This window comes from Streptomyces sp. NPDC002309 (assembly GCF_053593375.1).
Window position 1 is genome coordinate 174,148 of the sequence record NZ_JBSFCI010000004.1, and the last position, 26,625, is coordinate 200,772.

A 26,625-nucleotide genomic window follows, 5' to 3' on the forward strand; every position below is an offset into this window, starting at 1 on the left:
TGCGGGCGTGCGGTGGGCGCTACGGCTCCGGAGCGGCCCTGACGTGCGGATGTCGGAGTGCGTTCAGCGTACGCGGCCGGGGCCGGACGGGTGCCACGAGCGCCCGTCCGGCCCGCTGCGCGCGGGGTGCCTACTTCTCGGTCACTCCCGCCGAGTCGAACGTCGCCACCTCATGCATCGCCCTCGCCGTGCTCTGGACCATCGGCAGGGCCAGCAGCGCACCCGTGCCCTCGCCGAGGCGGAGGTCGAGGTCGACCAGGGGGCGCAGGCCCAGCTTGTTGAGGGCGGCCACATGGCCGGGCTCCGCGCTGCGGTGTCCCGCGATGCAGGCCGCGAGGACCTCGGGGGCGATGGCGCGGGCGACCAGGGCCGCGGCGCCGGCGCTGACGCCGTCCAGGATGACCGGCGTCCGCAGGGACGCCCCGCCGAGGAGGAGGCCCACGATGGCGGCGTGTTCGAGACCGCCGATCGCGGCGAGGACGCCGATGGGGTCCGCCGGGTCCGGCTGGTGGAGTTCGATGGCACGGCGGACGACCTCGGTCTTGCGGGCGAGGGTCTCGTCGTTGATGCCGGTGCCCCGGCCGGTGACCTCCGCCGGGTCCGCCTCGGTGAAGACCGAGATCAGGGCGGCGGACGCCGTGGTGTTGGCGATGCCCATCTCACCCGTGAGCAGGGCCTTGTTGCCCGCCGCCACCAGGTCGCGGGCCGTCTCGATGCCCACCTCGATGGCCTGCGTGGCCTCCTCGCGGGTCATCGCGGGGCCGGTGGTCATGTCGCCCGTGCCGGGGCGGATCTTGCGCGGCAGCAGGCCCGGGGTGGACGGGAGCTCCGCGGCGACGCCGACGTCGACGATGCAGACCTCGGCGCCGACCTGGTTCGCGAAGGCGTTGCAGACCGCTCCCCCGCCGAGGAAGTTCGCCACCATCTGGGCCGTGACCTCCTGCGGCCACGGGGTGACGCCCTGGGCGTGCACACCGTGGTCGCCCGCGAAGATCGCGACTGCCGCCGGCTCCGGGACGGGGGGCGGGCACTGCCGGGACAGGCCGGACAGCTGGGCGGAGATGATCTCCAGCATGCCGAGCGCGCCGGCCGGCTTGGTCATCCGCTTCTGCCGCTCCCACGCCTCGCCGAGCGCCTTCGCGTCCAGCGGCCGGATCTGGGCGACGGTCTCCGCGAGCAGGTCGTGCGGCTCCTCCCCGGGCAGGGCACGGCGGCCGTACGTCTCCTCGTGCACGACCCAGGACAGCGGGCGGCGCCTGGACCAGCCCGCCTGCATCAGCTCGGGCTCCTCCGGGAACTCGTCGACGTACCCGACGCACAGATAGGCCACGATCTCCAGATGCTCGGGCAGGCCCAGCGTGCGGACCATCTCGCGCTCGTCGAAGAAGCTGACCCAGCCGACGCCGAGGCCCTCGGCGCGGGCCGCGAGCCAGAGGTTCTCGACCGCGAGCGCGGAGGAGTAGGGGGCCATCTGCGGCTGGGTGTGCCGGCCGAGGGTGTGCCGGCCGCCACGGGTCGGGTCGGCGGTGACGACGATGTTCACCGGGGTGTCGAGGATGGCCTCGATCTTCAGTTCCTTGAACTGCTTCGCCCGGCCCTTGGGAAGGGACTTGGCGTAGGCCTCGCGCTGGCGCATGGCCAGTTCGTGCATGGTGCGCCGGGTGTCGGCGGACCGGATGACGACGAAGTCCCAGGGCTGCGAGTGCCCGACCGAGGGCGCGGTGTGGGCGGCCTCCAGGACGCGCAGGAGCACCTCGTGCGGGATGGGGTCGCCGCGGAAGCCGTTGCGGATGTCCCGCCGTTCACGCATGACCTTCAGCACGGCCTCGCGCTCGGCGTCGTCGTAGGCGGGCGCGGCGGGGCCCATGGCCTGCCGGGCCTCCGCCACGGGGGCCGTTGCCGTCTCCTCGGGGTCCTGCGGCCTCTGCGGCTGCTGCGGGACCCGCTGGTCCTGCGGTCCCTGCCGGTGCTGCTGGTCGAGCACCCTCTGGTCCTCCTGCTCGGCGGCCCGGGTGTCCAAGTCCTCGGCGTTCTGCACCAGTTGGACGGCCTCGGGGGCGGACGCGGGAGCGGCCTCGCGGGGGCCGGGAACCATGGCCACGGCCTCCGGCTGCGCCGAAGGCCGGGGCGCCTGCTCCTGGGCGGGGAGGACGATGGCGTGCGGCGGGGTCGGCGCGAGGTGCGGGGTGGTCGGCACCGTGCCGTCCACCGGGACGAACCGGCCCAACTGCTGATCGGGGACCGCCTCGGGCGCGATCTCGTGCGGCTGCTCGACGGGCGCGGCCGGGTCCGCCTCCGCCGCCACGTCCACGGGGTGCGGGACGGGCTGGAGGGGCGGCTCGTCCGTCACCGGGGGTTCGGGGGCGCCGGCCGGTACGACCTGCTCGGCGACGTCCTGCGGCTCGGGCGCGAGGCGGGCGGGCTCGGTCGCGGGCGTGTCCTGGGCCCGCGCCAGGTCGTGGTCCGGCCGCCGCACGGGCTGCGGGGCTTCCACGGGCGCGGCGGCCTGAGCGTTCTCGGCCCCGGCAGCGGGCGCCTCCTCCGCGGCCACGAGGGGCTGCTCCGGCACGGCGGCGGACGCGGGTCCGGCGATCGGCGTCTCCTCCTGCGCGGCGGCGGGGGCGCTCGCGGGCTCACCCGCCTCCGGCACGAAGGGCTGTCCGTCGGGGGCGGCACCCTGCTGCGGGGGAGGCGCCGCCTCAGCGCCCGGCTCGGGTGCGAACGCGGGCTCGGTGGCGGCCCCCACCTCCGCGGTGTGGGCCTCGCCGTGACCGGGCGCCCCGGGGGCTCCGGCATCCGCGGCGATCCGCGCCGGCGCGGCCTGCGCCTGCGGCGGTCCGGGTACCTCCGCGAGGGCGGCTGCCGGCGCTTCGGCCGGCGCGTGCGGCTCGACCTGCTCATGGACCTGCGCCACCGGCTGCCGGCGCAGCTCACCCGGGGCGGGGACCGCGGCCATCGCCTGCGCGTACACCTCGGCCCGGGCCTCCTCGTGCACGGGAGCCGGCACGGCCGGCGCGCCCTGCACGGGGCCGTCCGCGTACTCGTAGGGCCGACCCGCCGGAACAGCCACCGGAACAACCGTTTCCGCAACCGCCGCCTCCGCGCCGACCGGGGTCCGCGCCCCGGTGGGCTGCGGCGCGGCGGTCCGGGTGCCGCTCCACGGCGTGGCGTCCTGCACCACCGCGGCCTGCTGCGGCGTCTCCCGCACATGCGGGACGTCGAGGTACTCGGGTCCCGCGGTGGGCGGCCCCATCTGCCGGACGGGCGCGCCCGCGGGGCCGCGGTCGGCGAGGGAGCGGACCGGGCTCGCGGAGGCGTCGGGGATCAGGGGCCCCAGGTGGAGCGGGCGGCGCGGCACGGCGGCGGGCACGGGCGCCGGCGGCACGGGCGTGGGACCCGGCAGGCGGACGCCGGTCAGGTCGACCGAACCGCTGTCGCGGCCGGACATCTCGTGGGCGCCCGGCTCGTGGAGGGCCTCGACGACCGGCTCGGGCGCGGGCGGGGCGACCTCGTTGCCCCAGGCCCCCTGCGCGCCGGGGAGCAGCAGGTCCTCCTCCTCGACGGACGTCTCGGAGACGTAGGTGTACGCGCCGGGAACGGAGACGTCGGGCTGTTCGACCAGCCCTGCGTTCTCCGGCAGCCCCTCGCCCGGGACCTGGCCGGTGTCGGTCATGCGTAACCCCTCGCCCATCGGTTGATGCTCCTACGTCCAGCTCACCCGGAACGGCGCACCGACCGCCCCGCCGTGAAGAACGAGCGCGCGTGCCCAGCGGCACGAACGACCCGCCGGAAAAGGCGACAAAGCCATTCAGTGGCATTGTCGCGGCCGTTCCACCGCCACGTCAGCTTCATTCACGACGGCCCGCTGTGGACTGTGCCACGTTGCGCGTCCCCGGGTTGTGCCGTACCGCACCCACCCCAGAACGAGCATGTTTTCCGGACATTGACCGACGAAGTGCCGGGCGCCCGAATGCGGTACAACGATCGGCCAGCCTACCGCGCGCAGTACGACAAACAGATCACGGGGCGCGATCGGGCAGCACGCCGGTCAGCAGGAACGCGACGCTCCGCTCCTTCTCCGTCCAGGACCGCGTGTCGAGTTCCACGGACTGCAGGAGGGCGCACTCGACCTCGTAGCCGTGCTCGGAGAGGTCGCGGCCGATGAGTTCGGCCGCGTCGCGGGTGGCGGCGTGGGTGACGATGCGCTGCGGGCGCCGGTCGGCGACCGCGGAGACCACGGCCGCGCCCTCGCCGCCGACCCGCACGACGTCGGGTTCGGGCAGGTTCTCCAGGACCTGCGGGGCGATGCCCTGGACGATCTGGAGCTGGACCCCGAGGCGGCGCGCGGCGGCGTCGGTGCGGGCGCAGGCGCCATGGTCGCGGTCGACGGCGATGACGGCGGCGCCGGCCCTGGCGGCCTCGGTGGCGAAGGCGCCGCTGCCGCAGCCGATGTCCCAGACGAGGTCCCCCACGCGGGGGCCGAGCCGGGCGAGTTGGGCCGCGCGCAGCAGTTCGGTCTCACCCTCGCCCAGGGCGCCGTCGTACGCCTCGGCCGGCAGGGTCCAGCCGCGCGGGCCCGGGGCGGGATCGCGGCCGGCGATCCAGCCGCCGCCCTCCTGCGCCGCGGCGGGACCACCGATGACGATGACGACGTTCGGGTCGCGCCAGGTGTGGTCGGCGGCCTTGTCGGAGGTGACGACGGTGACCTGCTCGCGCGCGGTGCCCAGTTCCTCGCAGATCACGAAGGTGCGGTGGACGCCGTCCAGGAGCAGCCCCAGTTCGGCGGGACCGGCGCCGGGCGAGGTGAGGACCGCGACCTTGCCATGGGCGCGGCATACGTTCACCGCGCGTCGCAGGGTGCGGGGGTGTGCGACGACCACCTGTGCGTCGTCCCAGGGCATGCCCGCCCGCGCGAAGGCGGCGGCCACGGAGGAGACGGCGGGGACGACCTCGACCTCCAGGCCGAACTCGGGGGCGCGCAGGGTACGGACCACGCCGAAGAAGCCCGGGTCGCCGTCGGCGACGACCACGGCGGTGCCGCGATGGGCCGCGATCCGGCGGGCGGCGAGGGCGACGCTGCCGAGCCGGACGCGCTCGGCGCCGGGCGGTACCTCGGGCAGTCCCAGGTGGTGTCCGGCACCCGCCACGAGGGTGGCGGCGCCCAGCGCGCCGCGTGCCGTGGCGGTCAGTGGAGAGCCGTCCCAGCCGATCACCGTGACCCGGTCGGCCATCGTCGTCAGTCTCCTGGGTTCGCGCAGGTCGTCGGCGGCAGCCGGCGGGCGGGCTCCGTGAGAGTACCTGGTGCGGTCCGGGCGCGCTCGTGCGGCTTCCCCGCCGGCCTCAGTTCCAGTCCGAGTACGACGTGAAACCGCCGGTGTCCGCGAACTGCTCGCCCGCACCTTCCAGGTCCTCGGGCAGCAGGCTCCACACGATGTAGTCGGTGCGCACCTCGGTCCAGCGGCCGTCGTCCGTGCGGGCGCGCGCTATGCAGGCGCCGCGCAGGACACCCTCGCTGATGCAGCCGATCTTCTGGGCGACCTGCTGGGAGGCGGTGTTGTCGGCCGCGGTGCGCAGCTCGATGCGTTCGAACTTCTGGTCGTGGAACAGCCACTGGGCGGTGGCGAGCGCCGCCTCCGAGGCGTAGCCCTCCCCGCGGGCCCAGGGGGCGACGACGTACGACAGCTCGGTGGCGCGTACGTGCCAGTTGGCGCGGTTCAGCTGGATGAGGCCGACCAGGCGCTGGGTGAGGAACTCGGTGACGGCGAGGGCGACGCCGCGTCCCCGGGCGCGCTCGGCGGGGGCCTGTCCGGTGATCCAGGCGCGGGCGCTGTCCTCGGTGAAGGGCAGCCGCACATCGGTCCAGGCGACGACCTGCTCGTCGTTCATCATCTCGGCGAGGGCGGGGACGTCGTCCTCGTCGAACGGACGCAGCACCAACCGCTCCGTGCTGATGGAGACGCTGGGGAAGCTGCTCGTCATGACGTCGCTCCATAACCTTCGAACCGTCAGGGACTGCTGAACTGCCCAGCATGCAGTATGAAAGCACTCCGCCACACACCCGGGGTCGACTCCGTGCGAAGGAGCGGACCCCGGGTGCGCGGGAAGGCGGACGCGGCTCAGAAGGAGGCGATGACCGAGCCGGCGTACTCCTTCTCGATGAACTTCTTGACCTCGGGGGAGGTGAGCAGCTTCGCGAGCTTCTTCACGCGCGGGTCGTCCTCGCTGCCTTCCTTGACGACGAGGAGGTTGACGTTCGGGTTGTTGTCCGGGGACTCCAGGACGAGGGCGTCCCGGGCCGGCTCGAGGTCCGCCTCCAGGGCGTAGTTGCCGTTGATCACGGCCGCGTCGACGTCCTTCAGGGCGCGGGGCGTCAGGGCCGCCTCCAGCTCCTTGAACTTGAGGTTCTTCGGGTTCTCGGTGATGTCGGCGGTGGTGGCCGCGGTGCCGACGCCGTCCTTGAGCGTGAGCAGCCCGTTCGCGGCGAGCAGCTGGAGGGCGCGCGCCTCGGTGACGGTGTCGTTGGGGACGGCGATGGTCGCGCCGTTCTTCAGACCGGCGACCTTGTCGGTCTTCTCGGAGTACAGGCCGAGCGGCTCGAGGTGCACGGAGGCGACGGACACCAGGTGGGTGCCGTTCTTCTTGTTGAAGTCCTCGAGGTAGGGCGCGGTCTGGAAGTAGTTGGCGCCCACGGAGCCGTCCTCCGTCGCCGTGTTCGGCGTGACGTAGTCGGTGAACTCCTTGACCTCGAGGTCGAGGCCGGCCTTCGCGGCCAGGTTGTCCTTGACGTACTGGAGGACCTGGGCGTGCGGGACGGGCGTCGCGGCGACGACCAGCGGTCCCGAGGTGTCGGAGGCGGCGTCCTGGCCCGAGCCGCAGGCGGTGAGCCCGAGGGTGAGTGCTCCGGCGGCGAGGGCGGCGGCGGTGATCTTGGCGGTGTTACGCACGAAAAGTGCCTTTCCTTAAGGGTGGTGCGACCCCGCGATGGTGTGCGGGGGGTTCTTGGGGGGTTACGCGACCTTGTCCACGTCGGCCACGGCGGGCTCCTTCGCCTTCAGCAGGCGGAGCTTGGGGCCGGGGCCGGAGCCCGCGCCGCGGTGGTGCAGGGAGCGGGCCGTGCAGTCGCCGGCGAACTGGATGAGGGAGATGGCGACGGCGAGGACCGCCACGGTGATCCACATCAGTCCGGTCTCGAAGCGCTGGTAGCCGTAACGGACGGCGAGGTCGCCGAGTCCGCCGCCGCCGACGGTGCCCGCCATGGCCGAGTAGCCGATCAGGGCGATGACCGTGGTCGTGGTGGAGGCGATCAGGGACGGCAGGGCCTCGGGGACGAGGACCTTGCGGACGACGGTCCAGTTGTTGCCGCCCATGGACTGCACGGCCTCGACCAGGCCGTGGTCCACCTCGCGGACGGCCGTCTCGACGAGGCGGGCGAAGAACGGGATGCCGCCGATGGCGAGCGGCACGATGGCGGCACCGCTGCCGATGGTGGTGCCGGTGACCCAGCGGGTGAAGCTCATCAGCGCCACCATCAGGATGATGAACGGCAGCGAGCGGCCCACGTTCACGATCTGCCCGATGACCTTGTTCAGCACGGTGCTCTGCAGCAGTCCGCCCTTGTCCGTGAGGACGAGCAGGACGCCGATCGGCAGGCCGAGGACGACGGCGATCAGAGTCGACCAGCCGACCATGATCAGCGTCTCGGTACAGGCCTGCTCCAGCAGGGGCCGCATCTCGGACCAGGTCACTTGGCATCTTCCTTCACCAGCAGGGGCGCGTCGTCCGCGGCGCCCACGATGTCGATCTGCAGGCCCTGTTCGCGCAGGAAGCCGATCGGCACGACGTTGTCCTCGTAGCGGCCGGGCAGCTCGATGCGCATCCGGCCGACCTGGAGGCCGCCGACGGTGTCGATCGCGGCGCCCAGGATGGAGATGTCGATGTTGTACGTGCGGGCCAGCTGGGAGATGACCGGCTGGGTGGCGGACTCGCCGTGGAAGGTGACGTCGAGGACCGTGCGGTCGTCGCCGGACGCCTCGCCGCCCACCGGGAAGAGCGCGGAGGCCAGCTCCGAGCCCGGGGTGGCGAGCAGTTCGCCGACCGTGCCGGACTCGACGATACGGCCCTTGTCCATCAGGGCGGCCGAGTCGCAGACGCTCTTGACGACGTCCATCTCGTGCGTGATGAGCAGGACGGTCAGACCGAGCTGCTCGTTCAGGTCGCGCAGCAGCTTCAGGATCGAGCGGGTGGTCTCGGGGTCGAGGGCGCTGGTGGCCTCGTCGGAGAGCAGCACCTTGGGGTCGCCGGCCAGGGCGCGGGCGATGCCGACGCGCTGCTTCTGGCCGCCGGAGAGCTGGGCGGGGTAGGCCTTCGCCTTGTCGGCGAGGCCTACCAGGTCGAGCAGTTCGAGCGCCTTGCGGGAACGTTCCTTCCCTGACTTGCCGAGGATCTCCAGCGGCAGCTCGACGTTGTCCTGGACGGTCCGCGAGGACAGCAGATTGAAGTGCTGGAAGACCATCCCGATGTGGCTGCGCGCCCGGCGCAGTTCCCGTCCCGCGCGCGGACCGCGCCCGACGAGGGCGGTGAGGTCCTGGCCCGCCACCGTGACCGTGCCGGAGGTCGGGCGCTCCAGGAGGTTGACGCAGCGGATCAGCGAGGACTTGCCCGCGCCGGACTGGCCGATGACGCCGTACACCTCGCCTTCGCGGACGTGCAGATCGACGCCGTCCAGGGCGGTGACCTCGCGACCGCGGGAGCGGTAGGTCTTGGTAAGGCCCGATGTGGTGATCACGTGGGGGTTCCGTCACTGTCGAGTACCGGGGCACGGGTGTGCCCGGATACGAGAGGGAGGTGGTGCGCGGGGCAAGGGGGTCACGTACGGCGAAGAGGTACGGACATGCCGCGGCGGCTCGCTTCGGGGCGCGAGGCTCAGGGGGATCGGGGGCCCTCTAGAAGGCGCACATTCGACGACACATACAGCCGGCACCGGGCGTGGGGGTCGCCTCGGTCGCAGGGATGCGGCTGCTCGTCGTGGTCATGCGATCAGTAAAGCAGACGTACACAGGCAATCAGGAAACGCAGTCCGCATTGCGGACAGCGGTGGACGGTCCTCAGTGCCGTACGGAGATCTCCACGCCCTGGGAGGTGACCAGCACGGACAGGGCCGACAGGTCCTCGACCACCAGGTCGGCGGTCAGCTCGTGGGCGGGGTGGGTTGTGGCCAAGGCCACGGTGGTCATCCCGGCGGCACGCCCCGCCCGCAGTCCGGCGGGGGCGTCCTCGAAGACGACGCAGGCGGCCGGGTCGACGCCCAGCGCGCGGGCACCGAGCAGGTAGGGCTGCGGGTCGGGCTTGCCCCGGGTGACGTCGTCGGCGGCGATCAGCGTCTTGGGCAGGATGCCGACGGCGTCGAGGCGGGCCTCGGCCAGACGGCGGGTGGCGGAGGTGACGACGGCCCAGCGCTCGGCGGGCAGGGCGGTGAGGAAGTCGTGGGTGCCGGGGAGCAGGCGCACACCGCCGTTGGGGACGTCCTCCACCTCCAGCGCCTCGATCCGCGCGACGGCCTCGGGCACGATCTCGGACGGCAGCAGGTCGGCGGCTATCTCGGCCGCGGTGCGGCCGTGCAGCTCGACCTCCGCGAAACGTTCGGCGGTGAGGCCGTACTCGCCGGCCCAGAGGGTCCAGCAGCGGTGGACGGATTCGAGCGAGGAGACCAGAGTGCCGTCGTTGTCGAAGAGGAGGGCTTGAGCGCGGATCTTCATGCTCTCGACCCTACGGGGCAGCCCGGGGGCGACCGCACCAGGCCTTTCGGGCCGTAATAGGGTCGGTCCATGCTTGATGCCCTGACGGTGGCGACCGCTGTCGCCGCCCTGCTGCTCGGCGCGTGGTGCGGCTGGGCCGCGTACCGCGATCAGCCGACGAAGGACTGGCACTTCATCGGCATGGCCGTGGTGTCGGTGCTGGCGCTGGCGCAGTTGGTGATCGGCATCGTGCAGTTGGCGCGCGGCGAGAAGCCGGCCCAGGGAACGACCATCTTCGTGGCGTATCTGCTGGGCGCGTTCGCCTGCGTCCCGGCCGCCGGGTTCATGTCGCTGGCCGAGCGGTCCAGGTGGGGTTCGGTCACGGTCGCCGCGGGCGGCGTGGTGCTCGCCGTGCTGCAGGTGCGGCTCTATGACATCTGGGGAGGCTGAGGTGACCACGACAGCCAGGACACGGCTGATCAGCGGGCCCGGCGTACTGCTGGTCTGGCTGTACGGCGTGATGGTCGTGGGAGCCGTGTCGCGGTCCGCGTACCAGATCGCGACCGAGTTCGACCGGGCGCCGCTCGCCTACTCGCTGTCGGCGCTGGCCGGGGTCGTGTACGGGTTCATCACGTACACGCTGGTGCGCGGCGGGGAGACGGCCCGCAGGGCGGCACAGGTCTGCTGCGGCGCCGAGCTGGTGGGCGTGCTGGTCGTCGGTGCGTGGACGCTGGTCGAGCCGTCGGCGTTCCCGGACGCGACCGTGTGGTCCGACTTCGGCATGGGCTATCTGTTCATCCCGGTGCTGCTGCCGGTGTCGGCGCTGTGGTGGTTGCGGAAGGCGCGACACGCGCAGGCGGGCTGAGCACCGTCGCAGGACGCGGGTTCGCGAGGCCGGACGCGGGCGACCCCGCGTCCAGGGCGTGGCCGCTCAGGCCGTCGCCACGTAGGCGCCCGCCTGCTTCTCCAGGACGATCATGGGTACGCCGTCCGTCCCCTTCGACGTGCCGACCGTCTCGTAGCCGACCTTGCGGTAGAGGCGGAGGCTGCTCTCGCTGCGGTGGCCGGTGTGGAGGCGGAACTTCTTGGCGCCGCGCTGCTCAGCGAGTGCCGACTCGGCCGCGCGCAGGAGGCGGGCGCCGATGCCGTGGCCCTGGAGGCGGGGGTGGACGCAGAGGCCGCCGATGGAGGCCGCGCCGTCGTCGGTGATCGTGCCGCGCACCGAGCCGATCACCTCGTCGCCGAGCCGGGCCACGAAGACGCAGTCCTCGGCGACCTCCTGACGGACCGAATCCAGCGTCTGGACGAGCGGGTCGATGCGGTAGTTGCCGTACAGCGCCGCCTCGCTCTGGAAGCACAGGTACTGCAGCTTGAAGATCTGCTCGACGTCCTGGTCGGTCGCCTCGGAGATGATCACGCTCATGCCCATGTGTGCACGCCTCCCGCTCACCTGTTGCTGATGTCCCTCACTCCTATCCCCGCGCTCCCTGAGCCGCAACCTCCGCGGCGAGCAATCGCCGCAGACATCCCAGACATCTGGAACGTTCCGGCCCGAGACTCCCCTGTGAGATACCCAACTCCCCCGCGATCTCCCGGTATGTGGGGTCCCTGGGGGACATCAGCGCCTCCAGCAGGACGGGGCAGCGGCCGGGCAGCCTGCGCACCGCGGCACGCAGGGCACGGGTGCGGGAGGCGCTGAGGACGAGCTGTTCGGGGGTGCGCTCGGCGGCGTCGGCGGGCTCGGTGCCGTAGGGGCGTTCCCGTCGGGTCGTGCGGCGGGAGCGGCGGGCCTCGGAGCGCACGGCGCGGCGCAGCCAGCGCTCGGGGTCGCGGGGCGGGCCGCCGGAGTCGAGGAGTTCCAGCAGGCGGAGCCAGACCGCCTGTTCCAGGTCTGCGGGCTCGGTGCCGGCGGCGGGCGCCTCGGCCGAGGCCTCGGCGGCGAGCAGGGGGCGCAGTGCGGTGACCAGATCGTGCGTCATATGCGGCACGACGCGCCCGCCCGGGCGTCGGGTTGCCCGGGCGGGCGGCAGTCACCCCGATCGGGGTGGGGCGGTTCAGCCGTTGACGAAGTCCTCGCGGGCCAGCAGACCGGTGTCCGGCTGGTCGGTGAAGATGCCGTCGATGCCGGTGGCGAAGTACGCCTTGTAGGCGCCGAAGGCGTCGCCGTAGGCGTCCGCGTCGGTGCCCTTGCGGAAGTTCGCGGGCAGGAAGGGGTTCTCGTTGCGCAGGGTGTAGGGGTGCAGCTTGAGGCCGACCTTGTGGGCGTCGGCGACCAGGGTGGTCGGCCGGGTGAGGTTGCCCGCGGCGTCCCTCGGGATGACCAGGTCGAGCGTGGGGCCGATGCCCTGGGCGTAGGAGGCGATCTCGCGCAGGCCGGCCGGCTTGATCAGGTCGGCGACGCTGCGCGGGTCACCGGTCTCCACGAAGTCCCAGGGGCGGGTGGTGGCGCCGGACAGCAGCACGACGAGCGGGTTGTCGACCAGCTTGTGCAGGCGCTGGATGCTGGTCGGCTCGAAGGACTGGAGGATGACCGGCGAGTTCCAGCGGTCCCTGCGGTACTTGCGCAGCACCTTGGCGACGCGCTCCTCCAGGGAGAGGCCCAGTGCGCGGAAGTAGGTGGGGTGCTTGAGCTCGGGGTAGATCCACACCTCCTTGCCGCGCCTGCGGGCCTGCTCGTCCTGCCAACGGAGCACCTCTTCGAAGGTGGGGATCTCCCAGCGGCCGTCGTAGAGGGTGTTGTGCGGGCGGTTGGCCGGGATGCGCTCGGTGGCGCGCAGGGTCTTCAGCTCGGCGAGGGTGAAGTCCTCGGTGAACCAGCCGGTGGTGGAGACACCGTCCAGCAGCTTCGTGGTCCTGCGGTCGACGAACTCGGGGTGGCTCGCGACGTCCGTGGTGCCGCCGATCTCGGGCTCGTGCCGGCAGACGAGGTGGCCGTCCTTGGTGGGCACCAGGTCGCCGGCCTCGACGATGTCGGCGCCCATGTCGAGGGCCAGCTGGTACGAGCCGAGGGTGTGCTCGGGGCGGTAGCCGCTGGCGCCGCGGTGACCGACGATCGTCGGCACGGGCAGGCTCTTCATTCCTCGGCCTCCCTGGCGTGCGTCGGCTCTGGCCGTGCCGGGCAGTCCGAGGACGGCGCCGCCGGCGCCGAGCATCGCGGCGCCGAGGAGCGCCCGCCGCCCGTGGTGCGCCTGCTCCCGCTCGTTCGACTCCTGCGTTGCCATCAGCGGCCTCCCTGCCGTGAATGTCGATGGTGCCGGCCGATGGTAGGGGTGTAGACGTGTCAGCCGGGAGGCGTCATGTCGAACGCGTGGATGACTACGGATGTCGTATGAGGACCGTATGTTCGGCCGAGGTGACGAGGTGTCGGCTTCGGCGGTGTGTGGCGGGGTAGCCGGTCGGTAGCGGCTCGACGCGATGTCGGTCACATCGTCGCGGCCGGGATACGCGTAGGCTGCGAGGCGCCACCGCAGGTGAACGTACGTCAACAGTGCGTAAGACCTCGGTGAACCCGATGTCCCCGATGTGCTTTTGCCCGGGGGCCGCGAGTATCGTCCTCACCTGCACAGACTCATACCGAAACCGTTGACCCCGGAGGGCCCGTTGTCCCGCTTCGCGCTCATCAAGGCAGTGCTCGGTCCGATCATGCGCCTGATGTTCCGCCCTCGGGTGGAGGGCGTGGAGCACATCCCGGGCTCCGGTCCGGTGATCCTGGCCGGCAACCACCTCACGTTCATCGACTCGATGATCCTGCCGCTGGTCTGCGACCGTCAGGTCTTCTTCATCGGCAAGGACGAGTACGTCACCGGTAAGGGGCTCAAGGGCCGGTTGATGGCGTGGTTCTTCACCGGCGTCGGCATGATCCCCGTCGACCGCGACGGCGCCAGGGGCGGCGTCGCGGCGCTGATGACCGGGCGCCGGATCCTGGAGGAGGGGCGCGTCTTCGGTATCTACCCCGAGGGCACCCGCTCGCCCGACGGGCGTCTGTACCGGGGCCGTACCGGCATCGCCCGGCTCACCCTGATGACCGGGGCTCCGGTCGTCCCCTTCGCCATGATCGGGACGGACCGGATCCAGCCCGGCGGTGCCGGCTTCCCCCGGCCCGCGCGGGTGACGGTGCGCTTCGGTGAGGCGCTGGAGTTCTCCCGGTACGACGGGATGGACCGGGACCGCTATGTGCTGCGGGCCGTGACGGACTCCGTGATGACGGAGGTCATGCGGCTGTCGGGGCAGGAGTATGTGGACATGTACGCCACGAAGGCCAAGGAAGCGGCTTAGCTCCGCTGGTTGGCGGGGCGGGTCGTCGGGGGGTGCGGTTCGGGTTCGGCTGCGGGTGGGTGGGGGCTTGGCGCGCCGTTCCCCGCGCCCCTGGGGTCGTTGCCCTCGGCGTCGTTTTGAGGCTCCGGCCGGTTCGCGCGGGGTGCGGGTCGTTGCTGCGCTGCAGGTGGGTGGGGGCTTGGCGCGCCGTTCCCCGCGCCCCTGCGGTTGGTTTCCCTCCGCGGGGGATTTGAGGCTCGGGCGAGGTCGTACAGGGTGCCGGTCGTTGCTGCGCGCGGGTGCGTGGTTACCCGCGACCCTGGGGCGCGGGGCGGTCGGTCAGTCCAGTTTTTGGTTCCGGAGCAGGAACCATGCCGCTCCCGCCGCCGCCAGCAGTACCGTCGCACCCACGCCCGACGCGAGGGCCAGGCCGTCCACGAAGGACTCGCGGGCCGCTTCCAGCAGGGCCGCGGAGGTGGGGGCCGGGAGGCCCGCCGCGGCCTCGACGGCTCCGCCCAGTGACTCGTGCGCGGCCTCCGGCGTGCCCGCGGGCGCGGCGAAGCCCTTGTAGACGCCGGTCACGATCGAACCGAGCAGCGCGATACCGAGGGCTGCGCCCAGTTCGTACGCCGTCTCAGAGACGGCCGACGCCGCGCCCGCCTGTTCCTTGGGCACCGACGCGAGGATCACGTCGGCGGTCACCGTGAACGAGAATCCGGCGCCGACACCGACGACCAGCAGCGCGGTGCCGAGCAGCGGGTACCCCGTGTCCCGGGAGAGCAGGGTCAGCGCGCCCAGCGCCAGGCCGACCGCGGCGAGACCGCCCGCGACCACCGCCCGCACCGAGTACCGCCGGGCCGCCCGCCCGGCGACCAGGCCGGCCGCCACCGCACCGATGGCGGCGGGAAGTTCGGCGAGGCCCGCCTCCAACGGTCGCCTGCCCTGGACCAGTTGCAGATACTGCGAGAGGAAGAAGACCAGACCGGACATGCCGAGGACGGTCAGCAGATCGGCGAGCACCGCCCCACTGAAGCCGCGGTGGCGGAACAGCCGCATGTCCAGCAGCGGGGCCCGCAGGGTGAACTGACGCCGGACGAAGCCGTGGAGCGCGGCGGCGCCCAGCAGGCCCACGACGACCGCCTCCCAGCCGAACCCGTGCGTCGCGGCCTCCTTGACCGCGTACACCACCGCGATCATGCCGACCAGCGACAGCACCACGCTCGGCAGGTCCCAGGGGCCGTGCCCGGGGTTCTTCGACTCGGGCAGCAGCTTGATGCCGACGAGGACGAGGACCACCATCACGGGCAGGTTGATCAGGAAGACGGAGCCCCACCAGAAGTGCTCCAGCAGGAACCCGCCGACGATCGGCCCGATCGCCATGCCGGCCGCCGCGGTGGCACCCCAGACACCGATGGCGAGGCTGCGCTCGCGCGGGTCGTGGAAGAGGTTGCGGATCAGGGCGAGCGTGGCCGGCATCAGGGTCGCGCCCGCGACACCCAGCAGCGCCCGGGCCAGGATCAGCATCTCGGGGGTGGTCGCGTAGGCGTTGAGCACGGACACCGCGCCGAACGCCGTGGCGCCGATCAGCAGGATCCGCTTGCGGCCGACGCGGTCGCCGAGGCTGCCCATGGAGACGAGCAGACCGGCGATCACGAAGGAGTAGACGTCACCGATCCATAGCAGCTGGGCGCCGGACGGGCTCAGGTCCTCCGATATGTAAGGAGTCGCGAGGCCGAGCACGGTGGCGTCCACCGCCACCAGCAGCACGGCGAGCATGAGCACGGACAGCGCGAGCCAACGCCCTGGGCGCCTCACCGCGTCGTGCGTGTACGCCGGCCGCAGGGTGCTGGTCATGATTCCTCTCTCCGTGTCGCGCCGCCGAGCAGCAGCTCGACGATCATGTGCTGGAAGTCCTTCGCGGCGACCCTGCCGTCATGGACGGACCAGGCGCCGGCGGCGATCAGGCCGTAGAGGGCCTCGGTGAGCCAGGCGGGGGACAGGTCGATGCGGAACTCGCCGGTGTCCTGGCCCCGCCGGAACAACGCCGAGATCCGGGCGTCGAGCCGGTCCCAGCCCTCGTTCTGCTCGTCGCCCTCGAACAGCTGGTTCTCGGTGTAGAGGAAGGCGACGAGTCCGGCCACGGGCTCGACCTCCCGCACCAGCCGCCGTACGGCGTCGCGCGCGCCGCCCTCGTCCAGCCGGGCCGCCTCCAGGGCCGCCTCGCACTCCGCGAGGCCGAGCGCCTCCAGCGCCCGGACGAGCGCGTCGCGGCCCGCGAACTGGCGGTGCAGTGTGGCCCGGCTGATCCCCGCGGCCTTGGCGACCTCGTCCATGGTCGCGGTGGACTTTCTGGTCAGCAGGGCTGCTGCGGTGCGCAGCACGTACTCGCGATCGACGGCCATGAGACAAGAATACCCCAGATGAGACACTCGTGTCTCATCTTGCCGTGTGTGCCTCACCTGAGCGACGAGGTGACGCCAGGGTCAGTGCCAGGGCAGCCGCGCGCGCTGCTCCCAGTAGACCTGCGGGTCCTCTGCGAGGACGGCGAGTCGTGCCAGCTGATCGTCGTCGAGGTCCACGACCGGGGCGTGCAGGTTCGAGGCGAGCTGGCCGGTGGTCGCGGCGCCGGAGAGGGCCACGCCCGCCCAGGGCTTGCTGAGGATCAGCGCGAGAGCGACGGCGTCGCAGCCCAGGCCCGTCTCCGCGGCCACGGCCTTGAGCCCGCCCGGCGCGTGCCGCTCCACCAGCCGCCCGTTGGCCATGCCCTCCTTGACGATGACGGTGAGCCCGGCGTCGTGCGCCGCGGCGAGGGCGTGGGCGGCCGAGGTCTCCAGGACGTTGAACGTGGACTGGACCGTACGGAAGAGGGGCTCACCGTCGACCGTCACCTCCAGCGCCGCCCGGATCGCCGCGGCCTGCTCGGGGCCGCTGGTGGAGAAGCCGATCGTCAGTCCCCCGGCGGCGGCCTCGGCGAGCGCGGCGTGCAGTCGCCTGTCGGAGAGGGCGGGGCTGTCCGGGGTCACCGAGTGGATCTGGTAGAGGTCGAGCCGGTCGCCGAGCAGTTCGGCGCTCTCGGCGCGCTGCCGCTCGTAGGTGGCGAGGCCGTGGTCCTTGACCTCGTGCCGCTGGGCGTCCGTGGACCAGTCGGCGGTGTAGGTGTAGCCCCATTTGCTGCCGACGACGACGTCGTCGGCCTCGGGGTGGGCGTTCAGCCAGCCGGCGAGGAACTCCTCGGAGCGGCCGTAGGAGCGGGCGGCGTCGAAGTAGCGCACGCCCTGCGCGTAGGCGGCGTCCAGGAGTTCATGGGTGCGGGCCCGCAGCGTCTCGACGCCGCGGTCCTGACCGAGGTCCCGCTCCCGGCCGAGGTTGATGTAGCCGGGGCGGCCGACGGCGGCGAGACCCAGTCCGATATGGCAGGTGGGGGTCGTCGCTGTGGCCAGTCGGGCGAAGGGCATCGCGGGCTCCGTTCGGTCGGCTCCGGTACGGCTCGCGACCAACGTAACCCGCGACGGCCCTCGCCCCCGGCAGCCGAGGGCTTTGCCCTACCGCCCGCCGCGCGCCGTCGCCCACGCGTGCTGGGCCGCCACGTCCGTCTTCACCTCGGCCAGCTGGATCGCGACGGCGGCGGGGGCCGTACCCCCGCGGCCGTCGCGGGAGGCGAGGGCGCCGGCGACGTCGAGCACGGTGCGGACCTCGGGGGTGAGATGGGCGGAGATCTTCGCGAACTGCTCGTCGGTCAGCTCGTCCAGTTCCTTGCCCTCGGCTTCGGCGGCCTTGACGCACTCACCGGCCACCTCGTGCGCCACCCGGAACGGCACGCCCTGCCTGACCAGCCACTCCGCGATGTCCGTGGCCAGCGAGAAGCCCGCCGGAGCCAGCTCCTCCATGCGCTCGCGGTGCACGGTGAGGGTGGCCATCATGCCGGTGAAGGCGGGGAGGAGGACCTCCAGCTGGTCGATGGAGTCGAAGACCGGCTCCTTGTCCTCCTGGAGGTCGCGGTTGTACGCGAGCGGGAGCGCCTTGAGGGTGGCCATCAGGCCGGTGAGGTTGCCGATCAGTCGGCCGGACTTGCCGCGCGCCAGCTCCGCGATGTCCGGGTTCTTCTTCTGCGGCATGATCGACGAGCCGGTGGAGAAGGCGTCATGCAGGGTGACGAAGGAGAACTCCTTCGTGTTCCAGATGATGACCTCCTCGGCGATCCGGGAGAGGTTCACCCCGATCATCGCGGTGACGAAGGCGAACTCGGCGACGAAGTCCCGGGAGGCCGTGCCGTCGATGGAGTTGGCGACGCTGCCGTGCTCGAAGCCGAGGTCCTTCGCGACCGCCTCCGGGTCCAGGCCGAGGCTGCTGCCCGCGAGGGCGCCCGAGCCGTACGGCGACACGGCCGTCCGCTCGTCCCACTGACGCAGCCGCTCGGCGTCCCGGGACAGGGACTGCACATGCGCGAGGACGTGATGGGCGAAGAGGACCGGCTGGGCGTGCTGGAGATGGGTGCGGCCGGGCATCGCGACGTCGGGGTGTGCCTCGGCGAGGCCGATCAGGGCGTCCTGGAGGTCGGCGATCAGGCCGCCCACCGTACGGGCGTGGTCGCGCAGGTACATCCGGAAGAGCGTCGCCACCTGGTCGTTCCTCGACCGGCCCGCGCGCAGCTTGCCGCCGAGGTCCGGGCCGAGGCGCTCCAGCAGGCCCCGCTCCAGGGCCGTGTGGACGTCCTCGTCGGCGAGGGTGCCGACGAAGTCGCCGGCGGCCACGTCGGCGTCGAGCCGGTCGAGCCCCTCGATCATCCGGCTCAGTTCGTCGGCGGTGAGCAGGCCCGCCTTGTGCAGCACACGGGCGTGGGCACGCGAACCGGCGATGTCGTAGGGCGCGAGCCGCCAGTCGAAGTGGACCGACGCGGACAGCTTCGCCAGGGCCTCGGCGGGACCGTCGGCGAAACGGCCGCCCCAGAGCCGTACGTCACCGCTGCGTACGTCACCGCTGTTGCTGCTCACTTGCGTTGCTCCTCGGAGAAGTCGGTGGGCCTCGGCCGCCCGTGGGACCGCCGTTGTGCGACCGCCTCCCCACCCTTGCAGGTGAGGAGGCGGCTGTCAGATCGATGCGTGGGAGGTGACCCGAAGGGCGGACCCGTCAGGCGAGGTCGCGCTTGGCGGCGATCTTCGACGACAGGCTGTAGATGTCGATGAAGCCCTTGGCCGCGGCCTGGTCGAAGGTGTCGCCCGTGTCGTAGGTCGCGAGGTTGAAGTCGTACAGCGAGGCCTCGGAGCGCCGGCCCGTGACCACCGCGCGGCCGCCGTGCAGGGTCATCCGGATGTCCCCGCTCACGTGCTGGTTCGCCTCGTTGATGAAGCCGTCCAGGGCGCGCTTGAGCGGGGAGAACCACAGGCCGTCGTAGACCAGCTCGCCCCAGCGCTGCTCGACCTGCCGCTTGTAGCGGGCGAGCTCGCGCTCGACGGTGACGTTCTCCAGCTCCTGGTGAGCGGTGATCAGCGCGATCGCGCCGGGGGCCTCGTACACCTCGCGGGACTTGATGCCGACGAGGCGGTCCTCGACCATGTCGATCCGGCCGATGCCCTGCGCGCCGGCGCGCTCGTTGAGCTGCTGGATCGCCTGGAGCACGGTGACGGGCTTGCCGTCGACGGCGACCGGGACGCCCGCCTTGAAGGTGACGACCACCTCGTCGGGCTCACGCGCGACGGCCGGGTTCTGGGTGTACTCGTAGATGTCCTCGATCGGGGCGTTCCAGATGTCCTCCAGGAAGCCCGTCTCGACGGCGCGGCCGAAGACGTTCTGGTCGATCGAGTACGGCGACTTCTTGGTGGTCGCGATCGGGAGGTTCTTCTCCTCGCAGAACGCGATGGCCTTGTCGCGGGTCATCGCGTAGTCCCGGACCGGCGCGATGCACTTGAGGTCGGGGGCGAGGGCGACGATGCCGGCCTCGAAGCGGACCTGGTCGTTGCCCTTGCCGGTGCAGCCGTGGGCGACCGTGGTGGCGCCGTGCTTCTCGGCGGCGGCGACGAGGTGCTTGACGATCGTGGGCCGGGAGAGGGCGGAGACCAGCGGGTAGCGGTCCATGTAGAGGGCGTTGGCCTTGATCGCCGGGAGGCAGTACTCCTCGGCGAACTCGTCCTTGGCGTCGGCGACCTCGGCCTCGACGGCACCGCAGGCGAGGGCGCGCTTGCGGATGACGTCCAGGTCCTCGCCGCCCTGGCCGACGTCCACGGCAACGGCGATGACCTCGGCGCCGGTCTCCTCGGCGATCCAGCCGATGGCGACGGAGGTGTCCAGACCGCCTGAGTAGGCGAGTACGACGCGCTCGGTCACGGGTTTCTCCTCACACTGCATTCGCTGACATGCATGAGTATGCAGGAGTCTGCATGGTTCGTCAATCCGGTCGCCGTCGGTGAGTCGGATCGCCGCCGCCGTTGAACATCCGAAATCGCTTTCCCGTACTCCTCACCGAACGCCGGCGCCCCCTAGGTCACGACACCCCCAGTGAGGCATTCACATGTCCAGCGCTCTTCCGAAGTACCACCGGCGCCGCCTCGCGATGATCGGCGGCGAGTGCGCCGTGGTGTTGTCCGCCACGGTGATCGCCCAAGCCGCGCTGGCCGGGGAGACGCCGTCGAGCGATCCGGCCCGCGCGTCGACGAAGGCGGCACCCGGCACGCTCTCCTGCCCCGATGTGGCGTCCCGTCTGCCCGCCGTGCCCGCCTCCGCCCGGGCCGAGGTCGACCGCGACCTCGCACTGCTCGCCACCCAGATCACCGAGGCCGAACGGCGACTGCGCGAGACCGCCGGACAAGGCGGACCCGACTTCGCACGCAACGCCGTCCTCGGCCCGCTCGCCTCCCAGCGCACGGCCGCCATCGACCGCATCGCCGTCGCCGTCGGCCGCACCACCACCACCGAGCCCCAGGGCCTCACCTCCCTGGCCGCCTGCACACTCACCCGGTGACGTGACAGGCGCTGTGGCCGCCCCGCTCGAGCGCCGGCCGGGGCGGCCACGGTCGAAGCTCTCCGTGCGAAATCCTCAGGCAGACGAACTAACTTCGCGGACAATCACCTGCCATGGGAAAGACGTACGAGCGCATGGACGGCAGACTCCGTTCGTTCATCGAGGAGCAGCCCCTCTTCTTCACCGCGACCGCACCGCTCTCCGGCGAGGGCACGGTCAACCTCTCCCCCAAGGGCCTCAAGGGCTCGTTCGTGGTGCTCGACGAACTCACCGTCGCCTACCTCGACTTCGCGGGCTCGAACGCGGAGACGGTCGCACACCTGCGGGAGAACGGGCGGATCACCCTCATGTGGTGCGCCTTCCAGAGCCCGCCGAACATCGTCCGCGTGCACGGGCGCGGCGAGCCGGTCTTCCGCGACGACCCGCGCTTCGGGGAACTGCCGGCCCGCTTACCGGACATCGACCCGAGCACGCACGGGCTGTGCGCGATCGTCGTCGTGACGGCCGAACCGGTCCGCGACAGCTGCGGCTTCGCGGTGCCGCTGATGACGTACGACGGCGATCGCGAACTGCACGCCCGGCGCTTCGCGCGCGAGGACACCTCGCTGACGACGCGGCCGTCGGACAGCCGACTCTTCCCGGCGCTTCGCGCGCGAGGACACCTTTTCGCTCAGCTCCTCCTTCGCGGGCAAGGACCACATCGCCACGAGCCTCGACGGGCTCCCGCGAGTGCCCCTGCCGCCGGCTCCGATGACGTTCGACGGCCCTGCGACGTGAACCGCCGCCCGTGCACGTCGCCGGCGCGTGGGGTGACCTCCGGGTCCGAACGGACCATCCGCGCTGCCGGTGCGGGAAGGCCCCATTAGCGTCGGGGACATGCGCCCCGCCGCCGTCGCCGCCGTGTCCGTCCTCCTCTGCGCCGCCCTCCTGGGCGCCGCCCCCGCCGAGGGAGACGCGCTGCCCGACCGCATGGCCGACACCGGCGGCGGCAGTCAGCTCGTCACCGCCGTGGCGCCGCAGGCCGACGCCACGACAGGGACGGTCACCTGGTGGGACCGGGTGGACGGGCGGTGGGTCGCGGCCGGTTCGGCACCGGCGCGGTTCGGGGCGAAGGGGCTGGTCGAGGGGGCGACGCGCAAGCAGGGCGCGAACACCACCCCCACGGGGCTGTTCTCCCTGCCGTACGCCTTCGGCATCGAGCCGGCGCCGGCCGGCACGACGTACGCCTACCGCCCGGTGCGCCAGGACTCCTGGTGGTGCCAGGACAACGACTCGGCCTCGTACAACCGCTGGACCGAGCCCCGCCCCGCCGACTGCCGGGCGCAGGAGGCGGAGCACCTGGTGTCGTACGGGCCGCTGTACACGCACGCGCTGGTGATCGGCTTCAACTACGGGAAACCGGTGCGCGGGCGCGGAGCCGGCATCTTCCTGCACGTCACGGGCAAGGGGCCGACGGCGGGTTGTGTGTCGGTGCCCGAGGACGCCATGCGGCGGATCCTGCTGTGGGCCAAGGCCGGGGGCAGGCCGCACATCGCGGTGGGGACGGAGAGCGGAACCACCGCGATCACCCGGTACTGAGCTGAACACACGGCCGCCACCGCACGTATCTCTGGGCCAAGGGACCACGTCGAACCGTTGCCCCCGTCCCCGGAGGAACCGTGACCACCACGCTGTCAGGCGGGCGCGCCGCCCGGCGTCAGACCATGCGCCGCATCAGGCCGCGCCGCTCGCCCGCCGTCCCCCTGCTGCTCGCCGTGTGGGCCGGCGCCGCCGCGGTGCTGTGGCTGTGGTGGCAGAACACCCCGGCCGTCGCCGACACCACCGGGCGGATCGTCAACGCCGGCCGCATCACTGGGCTGCTCGCCGGGTATCTGATGGCGCTGGTGGTGCTCCAGATGGCCCGGGTGCCCGCGCTGGAGCGGCGGGTGGGCTCCGACCGGGTGGCGCGCTGGCACGCGATGACCGGCCGGTACACGCTGAGCCTGGTCATCGCCCATGTGTTCCTCATCATGTGGGGGTACGCCCTGCAGGCGGGCAAGACCCTCGGTGACGTCGTCCAGCAGACCGTCGACTCCGTCAACCAGCTGCCGGACATGGGCAAGGCCGCCATCGGCACGGGACTGCTGCTGCTCATCGGCCTCGTCTCGATCGGCCCGGTCCGCCGCCTGATGCCGTACGACACCTGGTACCACGTCCATCTGATGACGTACGCGGCCTTGTACCTGACGTTCTGGCACCAGATCAGCACGGGCAACGACTTCGCCGTCGAGCCCGCCGCGAAGACCTTCTGGTACGGGCTGTACGGCGCGGTCACGGCGCTGGTGGTGTGGTTCCGGGTCATCACTCCGATCCGGCTCAACCTGCGGCACCGGATGCGGGTCGAGGCGGTCATCGAGGAGACGCCCGGCATCGTGTCGGTGCTGATCAGCGGGCGCAAGCTGCACCGGATGGGGGCCGAGGCCGGGCAGTTCTTCCGGTGGCGGTTCCTGGCGCCCGGCATGCGGTTCAGCTCCCACCCGTACTCGCTGTCGGCGGCTCCCCGCCCCGACATGTTGCGGATCACCGTGAAGGCGATCGGCGACCACAGCACCCGGCTGCGCGAGCTGGAGCCCGGCACGCGGGTGTGGGCCGAGGGGCCGTACGGCGCGCTGACGGCCCAGCGCCGCAGCCGCGGCAAGGTACTGCTGGTCGCGGGCGGCGTCGGTATCACACCGATGCGGGCGCTGTTCGAGACCCTGCCCGGCGCGGCCGGTGACATCACGCTGCTGTACCGGGCCAACAGCACCCAGGACCTGGCCCTGTGGGACGAGTTGGCGAAGATCGCCGACCAGCGCGGCGCCCGGCTGATGTACGCGGTCAACAGCCCGGACGGGGAACGCCCGGACATCTCGGCGGAGTCGCTGGAGCGGAAGATCCCGGACATCGACCATCACGACGTCTTCCTGTGCGGGCCGCCCGGCTTCGCGCAGTCCGTGTACGAGGCACTGCGCGGCGCGGGGGTTCCCGCCCGCCGTATCCATCACGAGTCGTTCGAGATGTGAGCGACGGGCCACCAGGAGACCGGCAACCATGAAGAAGAGCCATCCCATCCGGCGTGCCGTGCTGGCCACCGCCGCCACCGTGTCCGGCATCGTGCTGCTGCTGTCGCTGAAACCGGCGACCGACCCCGGCTCCGCCGCCGCCGCGATACCCCGGCAACCGCCGGGCGCGGCGGCTCCGCAGGGCGGCGCGCAGGCCGCGGGGACCGCCACGGTCACCGGCGCGGTGGCCCAGACGCAGTACGGTCCCGTGCAGGTGCGGCTGACCGTGAACAACGGGAAAGTCACGCAGGCGGAGGCGGTGCAGGCGCCCAGCGGCGGGCAGAGCACCCAGATCACCGCCGACGCCGTGCCCCAGCTCAACCAGGCCGCCGTGGCGGCGCAGAGCGGGCAGATCGACGCGGTGTCCGGGGCGACGTACACCAGCGCGGGCTACCGGGAGTCGCTCCAGTCGGCACTGGACAAGGTGCCGGCGGGCGGCGGCTCGGGAGAGCAGGGTTCGGGCGGGCAGGGCTCGGGAGAGCAAGGTTCGGGCGGGCAGGGTTCGGGCGGGCAGGGTTCGGGCGGGCAGGGGGCCGGCGAGGCGCAGGCCGCGCGGACGGTCGACGGGGCCGTGGCCCAGACGCAGTACGGTCCCGTGCAGGTCCGGATCACCGTCAGCGGCGGGAAGATCACGCAGGCGGAGGCGGTGCAGGCGCCCAGCGGCGGGCAGAGCACCCAGATCACCGCCGACGCCGTGCCCCAGCTCAACCGGGCCGCCGTCGCCGCGGGCAGCGCGCAGATCGACGCCGTCTCCGGGGCCACCTACACCAGCGCGGGCTACCGGGAGTCCCTCCAGTCGGCACTGGACCAGGCCGGTGGCTGAGCCGGTGACGGAGCCCGCGCAGGCTCCCGCCGCGGTGCGCCGGGCTGAGGAGGTGATGGGGACCGTCTTCTCCTTCGACGTCCGCGGCGGGGATCCCCGAACCGTGCGAGCGGCGCTCGCCACGGCGGTCGCCGGACTGCACCAGGTGGACGCGGTGTTCAGCACCTACCGCGAGGACAGCCAGATCACCCGGCTGGGCCGTGGCGAGCTGACCGTCGAGGAGTGCGATCCCGAGGTCGCCGAGGTGCTGGAACTGGCCGCCGAGGCGGAACGGGTCAGCGAGGGGTGGTTCAGCACCACGTACGAGGGCCGACTCGACCCGACCGGGATCGTCAAGGGCTGGGCCGTCGAGCGGGCGGCGCGGCTGCTGGCGGCTGCCGGGGCGAGCGGGGTCAGCGTCAACGGCGGCGGGGACGTCCAGCTGCTCGGCGTGCCCGGCGCGGAGCGCCCCTGGCGGGTCGGCGTCTCGGATCCGCTGCGGCCCGGCGGGCTGGCTGCGGTCATCTCCGCGGCGGGCGCCCGCGAGCTGGCCGTCGCGACGTCCGGCACCGCCGAGCGCGGCGCCCACATCGTGGACCCGCGCACCGGGAAGTCGGCGGTGACGGACCTGCTCGCGGTGACGGTCGTCGCTCCTCGTCTGACGTGGGCGGACTGCTGGGCCACGGCCGCCTTCGCCATGGGCGCCCGAGACGGCCTGACCTGGCTGGAGTCCCTGCCGGACGTGGAGGCACTCCTGATCACGGCGGGCGACGAGGTGTGGTGCACCGGCGGGCTCGGCGGGTGGCTGGGGTGAGCACGGACCGGGTGACGGGGCGGCGCGGCCCTGATGGCGGGGTGACGGGGCGGCGCGGCCCTGATGGCGGGGTGACGGGGCGGCGCGGCCTGGTGACCGGGTCGGGAAGCGGGTCCCCTACGCGGAGGCGCTGATCAGCCAGCAGCCCGCTGTGAAGGCGACCTCCGTGCCCCGCACGTAGGGGGCGAAGGCCGCGTGGAGTGCTGCGATCACCCGGGACCTGGTCGGCTCCTCCGTCTCCTGGAGGATCCGTCCCACGGGGCCGAGCAGCGTGAAGTAGCGCTCCAGTTCCTTCCGCGGCATCGCGCACGAGACGTCGAGCGGCTCGACGGCGACCCCCGTCCAGCCGCTCTCGGCGAGGACGCCGCGCACCCGGTCCTCCCGTGCGAAGGCGAACTGCCCCGGCCCGTCCGGGTCGCGGTGCGGCAGGTCCGGCAGCAGCGGCGCCGCCGCCCGCTCGGCGGTCGTCATGAAGGGGTTGTCCTGCGGACCGCGCCAGACGATGAGCCGGAGCTCCGCGCCGGGCCGCGCCGCGCGCCGCAGATTCTCGAAGGCCCCGGCGAAGTCGTCGAAGAACATCACGCCGAACCGCGAGACGATCAGGTCGAAGCCGCCCGGTGCGAAGTCGTGGGTCGCGGCGTCGGCGTGGACGAACTCCACCGGCACTCCCTCCCGCTCGGCGCGCGCCCGGGCGGCCGCGATCATCGGCTCGGCGACGTCGACACCGACGCAGCTGCCCTCCGCGCCGGCTCGCCGTGCCGCGGCGACCGTCGTGGCGCCCGTGCCGCAGCCGACGTCGAGGACGCGCGCACCGGCGACGACCGGCTCGGCGAGCAGTGGCTCGAACGGCTTGAGGAGCACGTCGAGCAGGTCCTGCGCGGCGACCCAGTTGCGCCCCGCGACCCCGTTCCACAGCGCTTTCGGTGTCTCCGCTTCCTGGCGTTCGGCGGTCATGGCCTCTCCCCTGGCTCGCTGACGGCATATCT

General features: G+C 72.4%; 24 protein-coding genes and 1 pseudogene. 9 read left to right on the forward strand and 16 right to left on the reverse strand.

Going from position 1 to position 26,625, the window contains the following annotated elements:
- Positions 1–130: 130 nt before the first annotated feature.
- The 7 genes from cobT to ACWCPM_RS05385 form a co-directional block, all read right to left on the reverse strand.
- Complete coding sequence (gene cobT / locus ACWCPM_RS05355) at positions 131–3,673, reverse strand: nicotinate-nucleotide--dimethylbenzimidazole phosphoribosyltransferase (protein ID WP_450974790.1); 3,543 nt, start codon at positions 3,671–3,673, stop codon at positions 131–133.
- Between the two features lie 346 nt (positions 3,674–4,019).
- Positions 4,020–5,231: a precorrin-6y C5,15-methyltransferase (decarboxylating) subunit CbiE gene (cbiE, locus tag ACWCPM_RS05360; RefSeq protein ID WP_450974791.1), complete on the reverse strand. Its 1,212-nt coding sequence runs from the start codon at positions 5,229–5,231 to the stop codon at positions 4,020–4,022.
- Between the two features lie 109 nt (positions 5,232–5,340).
- Positions 5,341–5,979, reverse strand: coding sequence for a GNAT family N-acetyltransferase (locus ACWCPM_RS05365; protein ID WP_450974792.1), 639 nt, complete (start codon positions 5,977–5,979; stop codon positions 5,341–5,343).
- Positions 5,980–6,116: 137 nt separating this feature from the next.
- Positions 6,117–6,944 (reverse strand): MetQ/NlpA family ABC transporter substrate-binding protein, encoded by an 828-nt coding sequence (locus tag ACWCPM_RS05370; protein WP_450974793.1) that lies wholly within the window; start codon positions 6,942–6,944, stop codon positions 6,117–6,119.
- Between the two features lie 63 nt (positions 6,945–7,007).
- On the reverse strand, positions 7,008–7,745 hold the full coding sequence (locus tag ACWCPM_RS05375) for a methionine ABC transporter permease (protein WP_450974794.1): 738 nt from the start codon (positions 7,743–7,745) through the stop codon (positions 7,008–7,010).
- Positions 7,742–8,785, reverse strand: coding sequence for a methionine ABC transporter ATP-binding protein (locus ACWCPM_RS05380; RefSeq protein WP_450974795.1), 1,044 nt, complete (start codon positions 8,783–8,785; stop codon positions 7,742–7,744). Before ACWCPM_RS05380 ends, ACWCPM_RS05375 begins: the two co-directional genes overlap by 4 nt.
- A gap of 319 nt (positions 8,786–9,104) precedes the next feature.
- A complete protein-coding gene (locus ACWCPM_RS05385; protein WP_450974796.1) occupies positions 9,105–9,755 on the reverse strand; it encodes an HAD family hydrolase in 651 nt (216 codons plus the stop codon).
- A 69-nt stretch (positions 9,756–9,824) separates the two neighbouring features.
- Between ACWCPM_RS05385 and ACWCPM_RS05390 the strand changes: the two genes are divergently transcribed.
- Positions 9,825–10,184, forward strand: coding sequence for a hypothetical protein (locus ACWCPM_RS05390; protein ID WP_450974797.1), 360 nt, complete (start codon positions 9,825–9,827; stop codon positions 10,182–10,184).
- Positions 10,165–10,599: a hypothetical protein gene (locus ACWCPM_RS05395; RefSeq protein WP_450974798.1), complete on the forward strand. Its 435-nt coding sequence runs from the start codon at positions 10,165–10,167 to the stop codon at positions 10,597–10,599. The genes ACWCPM_RS05390 and ACWCPM_RS05395 overlap by 20 nt, the downstream gene beginning before the upstream one ends.
- Positions 10,600–10,665: 66 nt before the next feature.
- Here ACWCPM_RS05395 and ACWCPM_RS05400 read toward each other — a convergent pair whose 3' ends face one another.
- The 3 genes from ACWCPM_RS05400 to ACWCPM_RS05410 all read right to left on the reverse strand — a co-directional run bounded on the left by ACWCPM_RS05400 (position 10,666) and on the right by ACWCPM_RS05410 (position 12,955).
- Positions 10,666–11,163: a GNAT family N-acetyltransferase gene (locus ACWCPM_RS05400; RefSeq protein WP_450974799.1), complete on the reverse strand. Its 498-nt coding sequence runs from the start codon at positions 11,161–11,163 to the stop codon at positions 10,666–10,668.
- A gap of 43 nt (positions 11,164–11,206) precedes the next feature.
- Positions 11,207–11,713, reverse strand: a complete 507-nt coding sequence (locus ACWCPM_RS05405; RefSeq protein ID WP_450974800.1) for a sigma-70 family RNA polymerase sigma factor — start codon at positions 11,711–11,713, stop codon at positions 11,207–11,209.
- A gap of 75 nt (positions 11,714–11,788) precedes the next feature.
- Positions 11,789–12,955, reverse strand: coding sequence for a glycerophosphodiester phosphodiesterase (locus ACWCPM_RS05410; RefSeq protein WP_450974801.1), 1,167 nt, complete (start codon positions 12,953–12,955; stop codon positions 11,789–11,791).
- Positions 12,956–13,334: 379 nt separating this feature from the next.
- Here ACWCPM_RS05410 and ACWCPM_RS05415 point away from each other — a divergent pair, with 379 nt between their 5' ends.
- Positions 13,335–14,009, forward strand: coding sequence for a lysophospholipid acyltransferase family protein (locus ACWCPM_RS05415; protein WP_450974802.1), 675 nt, complete (start codon positions 13,335–13,337; stop codon positions 14,007–14,009).
- 318 nt (positions 14,010–14,327) lie between these two features.
- Here ACWCPM_RS05415 and ACWCPM_RS05420 read toward each other — a convergent pair whose 3' ends face one another.
- The 5 genes from ACWCPM_RS05420 to ACWCPM_RS05440 form a co-directional block, all read right to left on the reverse strand.
- On the reverse strand, positions 14,328–15,842 hold the full coding sequence (locus ACWCPM_RS05420; protein ID WP_450974803.1) for an MFS transporter: 1,515 nt from the start codon (positions 15,840–15,842) through the stop codon (positions 14,328–14,330).
- A complete protein-coding gene (locus ACWCPM_RS05425; RefSeq protein ID WP_450974804.1) occupies positions 15,839–16,390 on the reverse strand; it encodes a TetR/AcrR family transcriptional regulator in 552 nt (183 codons plus the stop codon). Before ACWCPM_RS05425 ends, ACWCPM_RS05420 begins: the two co-directional genes overlap by 4 nt.
- An 81-nt stretch (positions 16,391–16,471) precedes the next feature.
- Complete coding sequence (locus ACWCPM_RS05430; protein ID WP_450974805.1) at positions 16,472–17,443, reverse strand: aldo/keto reductase; 972 nt, start codon at positions 17,441–17,443, stop codon at positions 16,472–16,474.
- An 87-nt stretch (positions 17,444–17,530) separates the two neighbouring features.
- A complete protein-coding gene (argH, locus tag ACWCPM_RS05435; RefSeq protein WP_450974806.1) occupies positions 17,531–18,979 on the reverse strand; it encodes an argininosuccinate lyase in 1,449 nt (482 codons plus the stop codon).
- Between the two features lie 136 nt (positions 18,980–19,115).
- Positions 19,116–20,309, reverse strand: coding sequence for an argininosuccinate synthase (locus ACWCPM_RS05440; protein ID WP_450974807.1), 1,194 nt, complete (start codon positions 20,307–20,309; stop codon positions 19,116–19,118).
- 184 nt (positions 20,310–20,493) lie between these two features.
- Between ACWCPM_RS05440 and ACWCPM_RS05445 the strand changes: the two genes are divergently transcribed.
- From ACWCPM_RS05445 to ACWCPM_RS05470, 6 genes and pseudogenes are all read left to right on the forward strand, one after another.
- On the forward strand, positions 20,494–20,943 hold the full coding sequence (locus tag ACWCPM_RS05445; protein ID WP_450974808.1) for a hypothetical protein: 450 nt from the start codon (positions 20,494–20,496) through the stop codon (positions 20,941–20,943).
- A 113-nt stretch (positions 20,944–21,056) separates the two neighbouring features.
- A pseudogene (locus ACWCPM_RS05450) lies at positions 21,057–21,720 on the forward strand (pyridoxamine 5'-phosphate oxidase family protein).
- A 99-nt stretch (positions 21,721–21,819) separates the two neighbouring features.
- Positions 21,820–22,521, forward strand: coding sequence for a L,D-transpeptidase family protein (locus tag ACWCPM_RS05455; RefSeq protein ID WP_450974809.1), 702 nt, complete (start codon positions 21,820–21,822; stop codon positions 22,519–22,521).
- An 80-nt stretch (positions 22,522–22,601) separates the two neighbouring features.
- Positions 22,602–23,984 carry a ferredoxin reductase family protein gene (locus tag ACWCPM_RS05460; protein WP_450974810.1) on the forward strand — a complete coding sequence of 461 codons (1,383 nt, stop codon included), beginning with the start codon at positions 22,602–22,604 and terminating at the stop codon, positions 23,982–23,984.
- A 28-nt stretch (positions 23,985–24,012) separates the two neighbouring features.
- The gene (locus ACWCPM_RS05465; protein WP_450974811.1) at positions 24,013–24,846 is read left to right on the forward strand and encodes an FMN-binding protein; all 834 of its coding nucleotides are present in this window, start codon (positions 24,013–24,015) and stop codon (positions 24,844–24,846) included.
- On the forward strand, positions 24,839–25,639 hold the full coding sequence (locus tag ACWCPM_RS05470; RefSeq protein WP_450974812.1) for an FAD:protein FMN transferase: 801 nt from the start codon (positions 24,839–24,841) through the stop codon (positions 25,637–25,639). The genes ACWCPM_RS05465 and ACWCPM_RS05470 overlap by 8 nt, the downstream gene beginning before the upstream one ends.
- Before the next feature lie 117 nt (positions 25,640–25,756).
- Here the strand turns inward: ACWCPM_RS05470 and ACWCPM_RS05475 are convergent, their stop codons facing one another.
- Positions 25,757–26,593: a class I SAM-dependent methyltransferase gene (locus tag ACWCPM_RS05475; protein WP_450974813.1), complete on the reverse strand. Its 837-nt coding sequence runs from the start codon at positions 26,591–26,593 to the stop codon at positions 25,757–25,759.
- Positions 26,594–26,625 lie beyond the last annotated feature (32 nt).

Excerpts from the sequence above, each read along its gene's own strand:
- ACWCPM_RS05365 (WP_450974792.1), bottom strand. The coding sequence starts at position 5,979 with ATGACGAGCAGCTTCCCCAGCGTCTCCATCAGCACGGAGCGGTTGGTG.
- ACWCPM_RS05430 (WP_450974805.1), bottom strand. The coding sequence starts at position 17,443 with ATGCCCTTCGCCCGACTGGCCACAGCGACGACCCCCACCTGCCATATC.
- ACWCPM_RS05410 (WP_450974801.1), bottom strand. The coding sequence starts at position 12,955 with ATGGCAACGCAGGAGTCGAACGAGCGGGAGCAGGCGCACCACGGGCGG.
- ACWCPM_RS05400 (WP_450974799.1), bottom strand. The coding sequence starts at position 11,163 with ATGGGCATGAGCGTGATCATCTCCGAGGCGACCGACCAGGACGTCGAG.
- ACWCPM_RS05455 (WP_450974809.1), top strand. The coding sequence starts at position 21,820 with ATGCGCCCCGCCGCCGTCGCCGCCGTGTCCGTCCTCCTCTGCGCCGCC.
- ACWCPM_RS05465 (WP_450974811.1), top strand. The coding sequence starts at position 24,013 with ATGAAGAAGAGCCATCCCATCCGGCGTGCCGTGCTGGCCACCGCCGCC.
- ACWCPM_RS05475 (WP_450974813.1), bottom strand. The coding sequence starts at position 26,593 with ATGACCGCCGAACGCCAGGAAGCGGAGACACCGAAAGCGCTGTGGAAC.
- ACWCPM_RS05420 (WP_450974803.1), bottom strand. The coding sequence starts at position 15,842 with ATGACCAGCACCCTGCGGCCGGCGTACACGCACGACGCGGTGAGGCGC.
- ACWCPM_RS05405 (WP_450974800.1), bottom strand. The coding sequence starts at position 11,713 with ATGACGCACGATCTGGTCACCGCACTGCGCCCCCTGCTCGCCGCCGAG.
- ACWCPM_RS05390 (WP_450974797.1), top strand. The coding sequence starts at position 9,825 with ATGCTTGATGCCCTGACGGTGGCGACCGCTGTCGCCGCCCTGCTGCTC.
- ACWCPM_RS05385 (WP_450974796.1), bottom strand. The coding sequence starts at position 9,755 with ATGAAGATCCGCGCTCAAGCCCTCCTCTTCGACAACGACGGCACTCTG.
- ACWCPM_RS05425 (WP_450974804.1), bottom strand. The coding sequence starts at position 16,390 with ATGGCCGTCGATCGCGAGTACGTGCTGCGCACCGCAGCAGCCCTGCTG.
- cobT (WP_450974790.1), bottom strand. The coding sequence starts at position 3,673 with ATGACCGACACCGGCCAGGTCCCGGGCGAGGGGCTGCCGGAGAACGCA.
- ACWCPM_RS05395 (WP_450974798.1), top strand. The coding sequence starts at position 10,165 with ATGACATCTGGGGAGGCTGAGGTGACCACGACAGCCAGGACACGGCTG.
- ACWCPM_RS05445 (WP_450974808.1), top strand. The coding sequence starts at position 20,494 with ATGTCCAGCGCTCTTCCGAAGTACCACCGGCGCCGCCTCGCGATGATC.
- cbiE (WP_450974791.1), bottom strand. The coding sequence starts at position 5,231 with ATGGCCGACCGGGTCACGGTGATCGGCTGGGACGGCTCTCCACTGACC.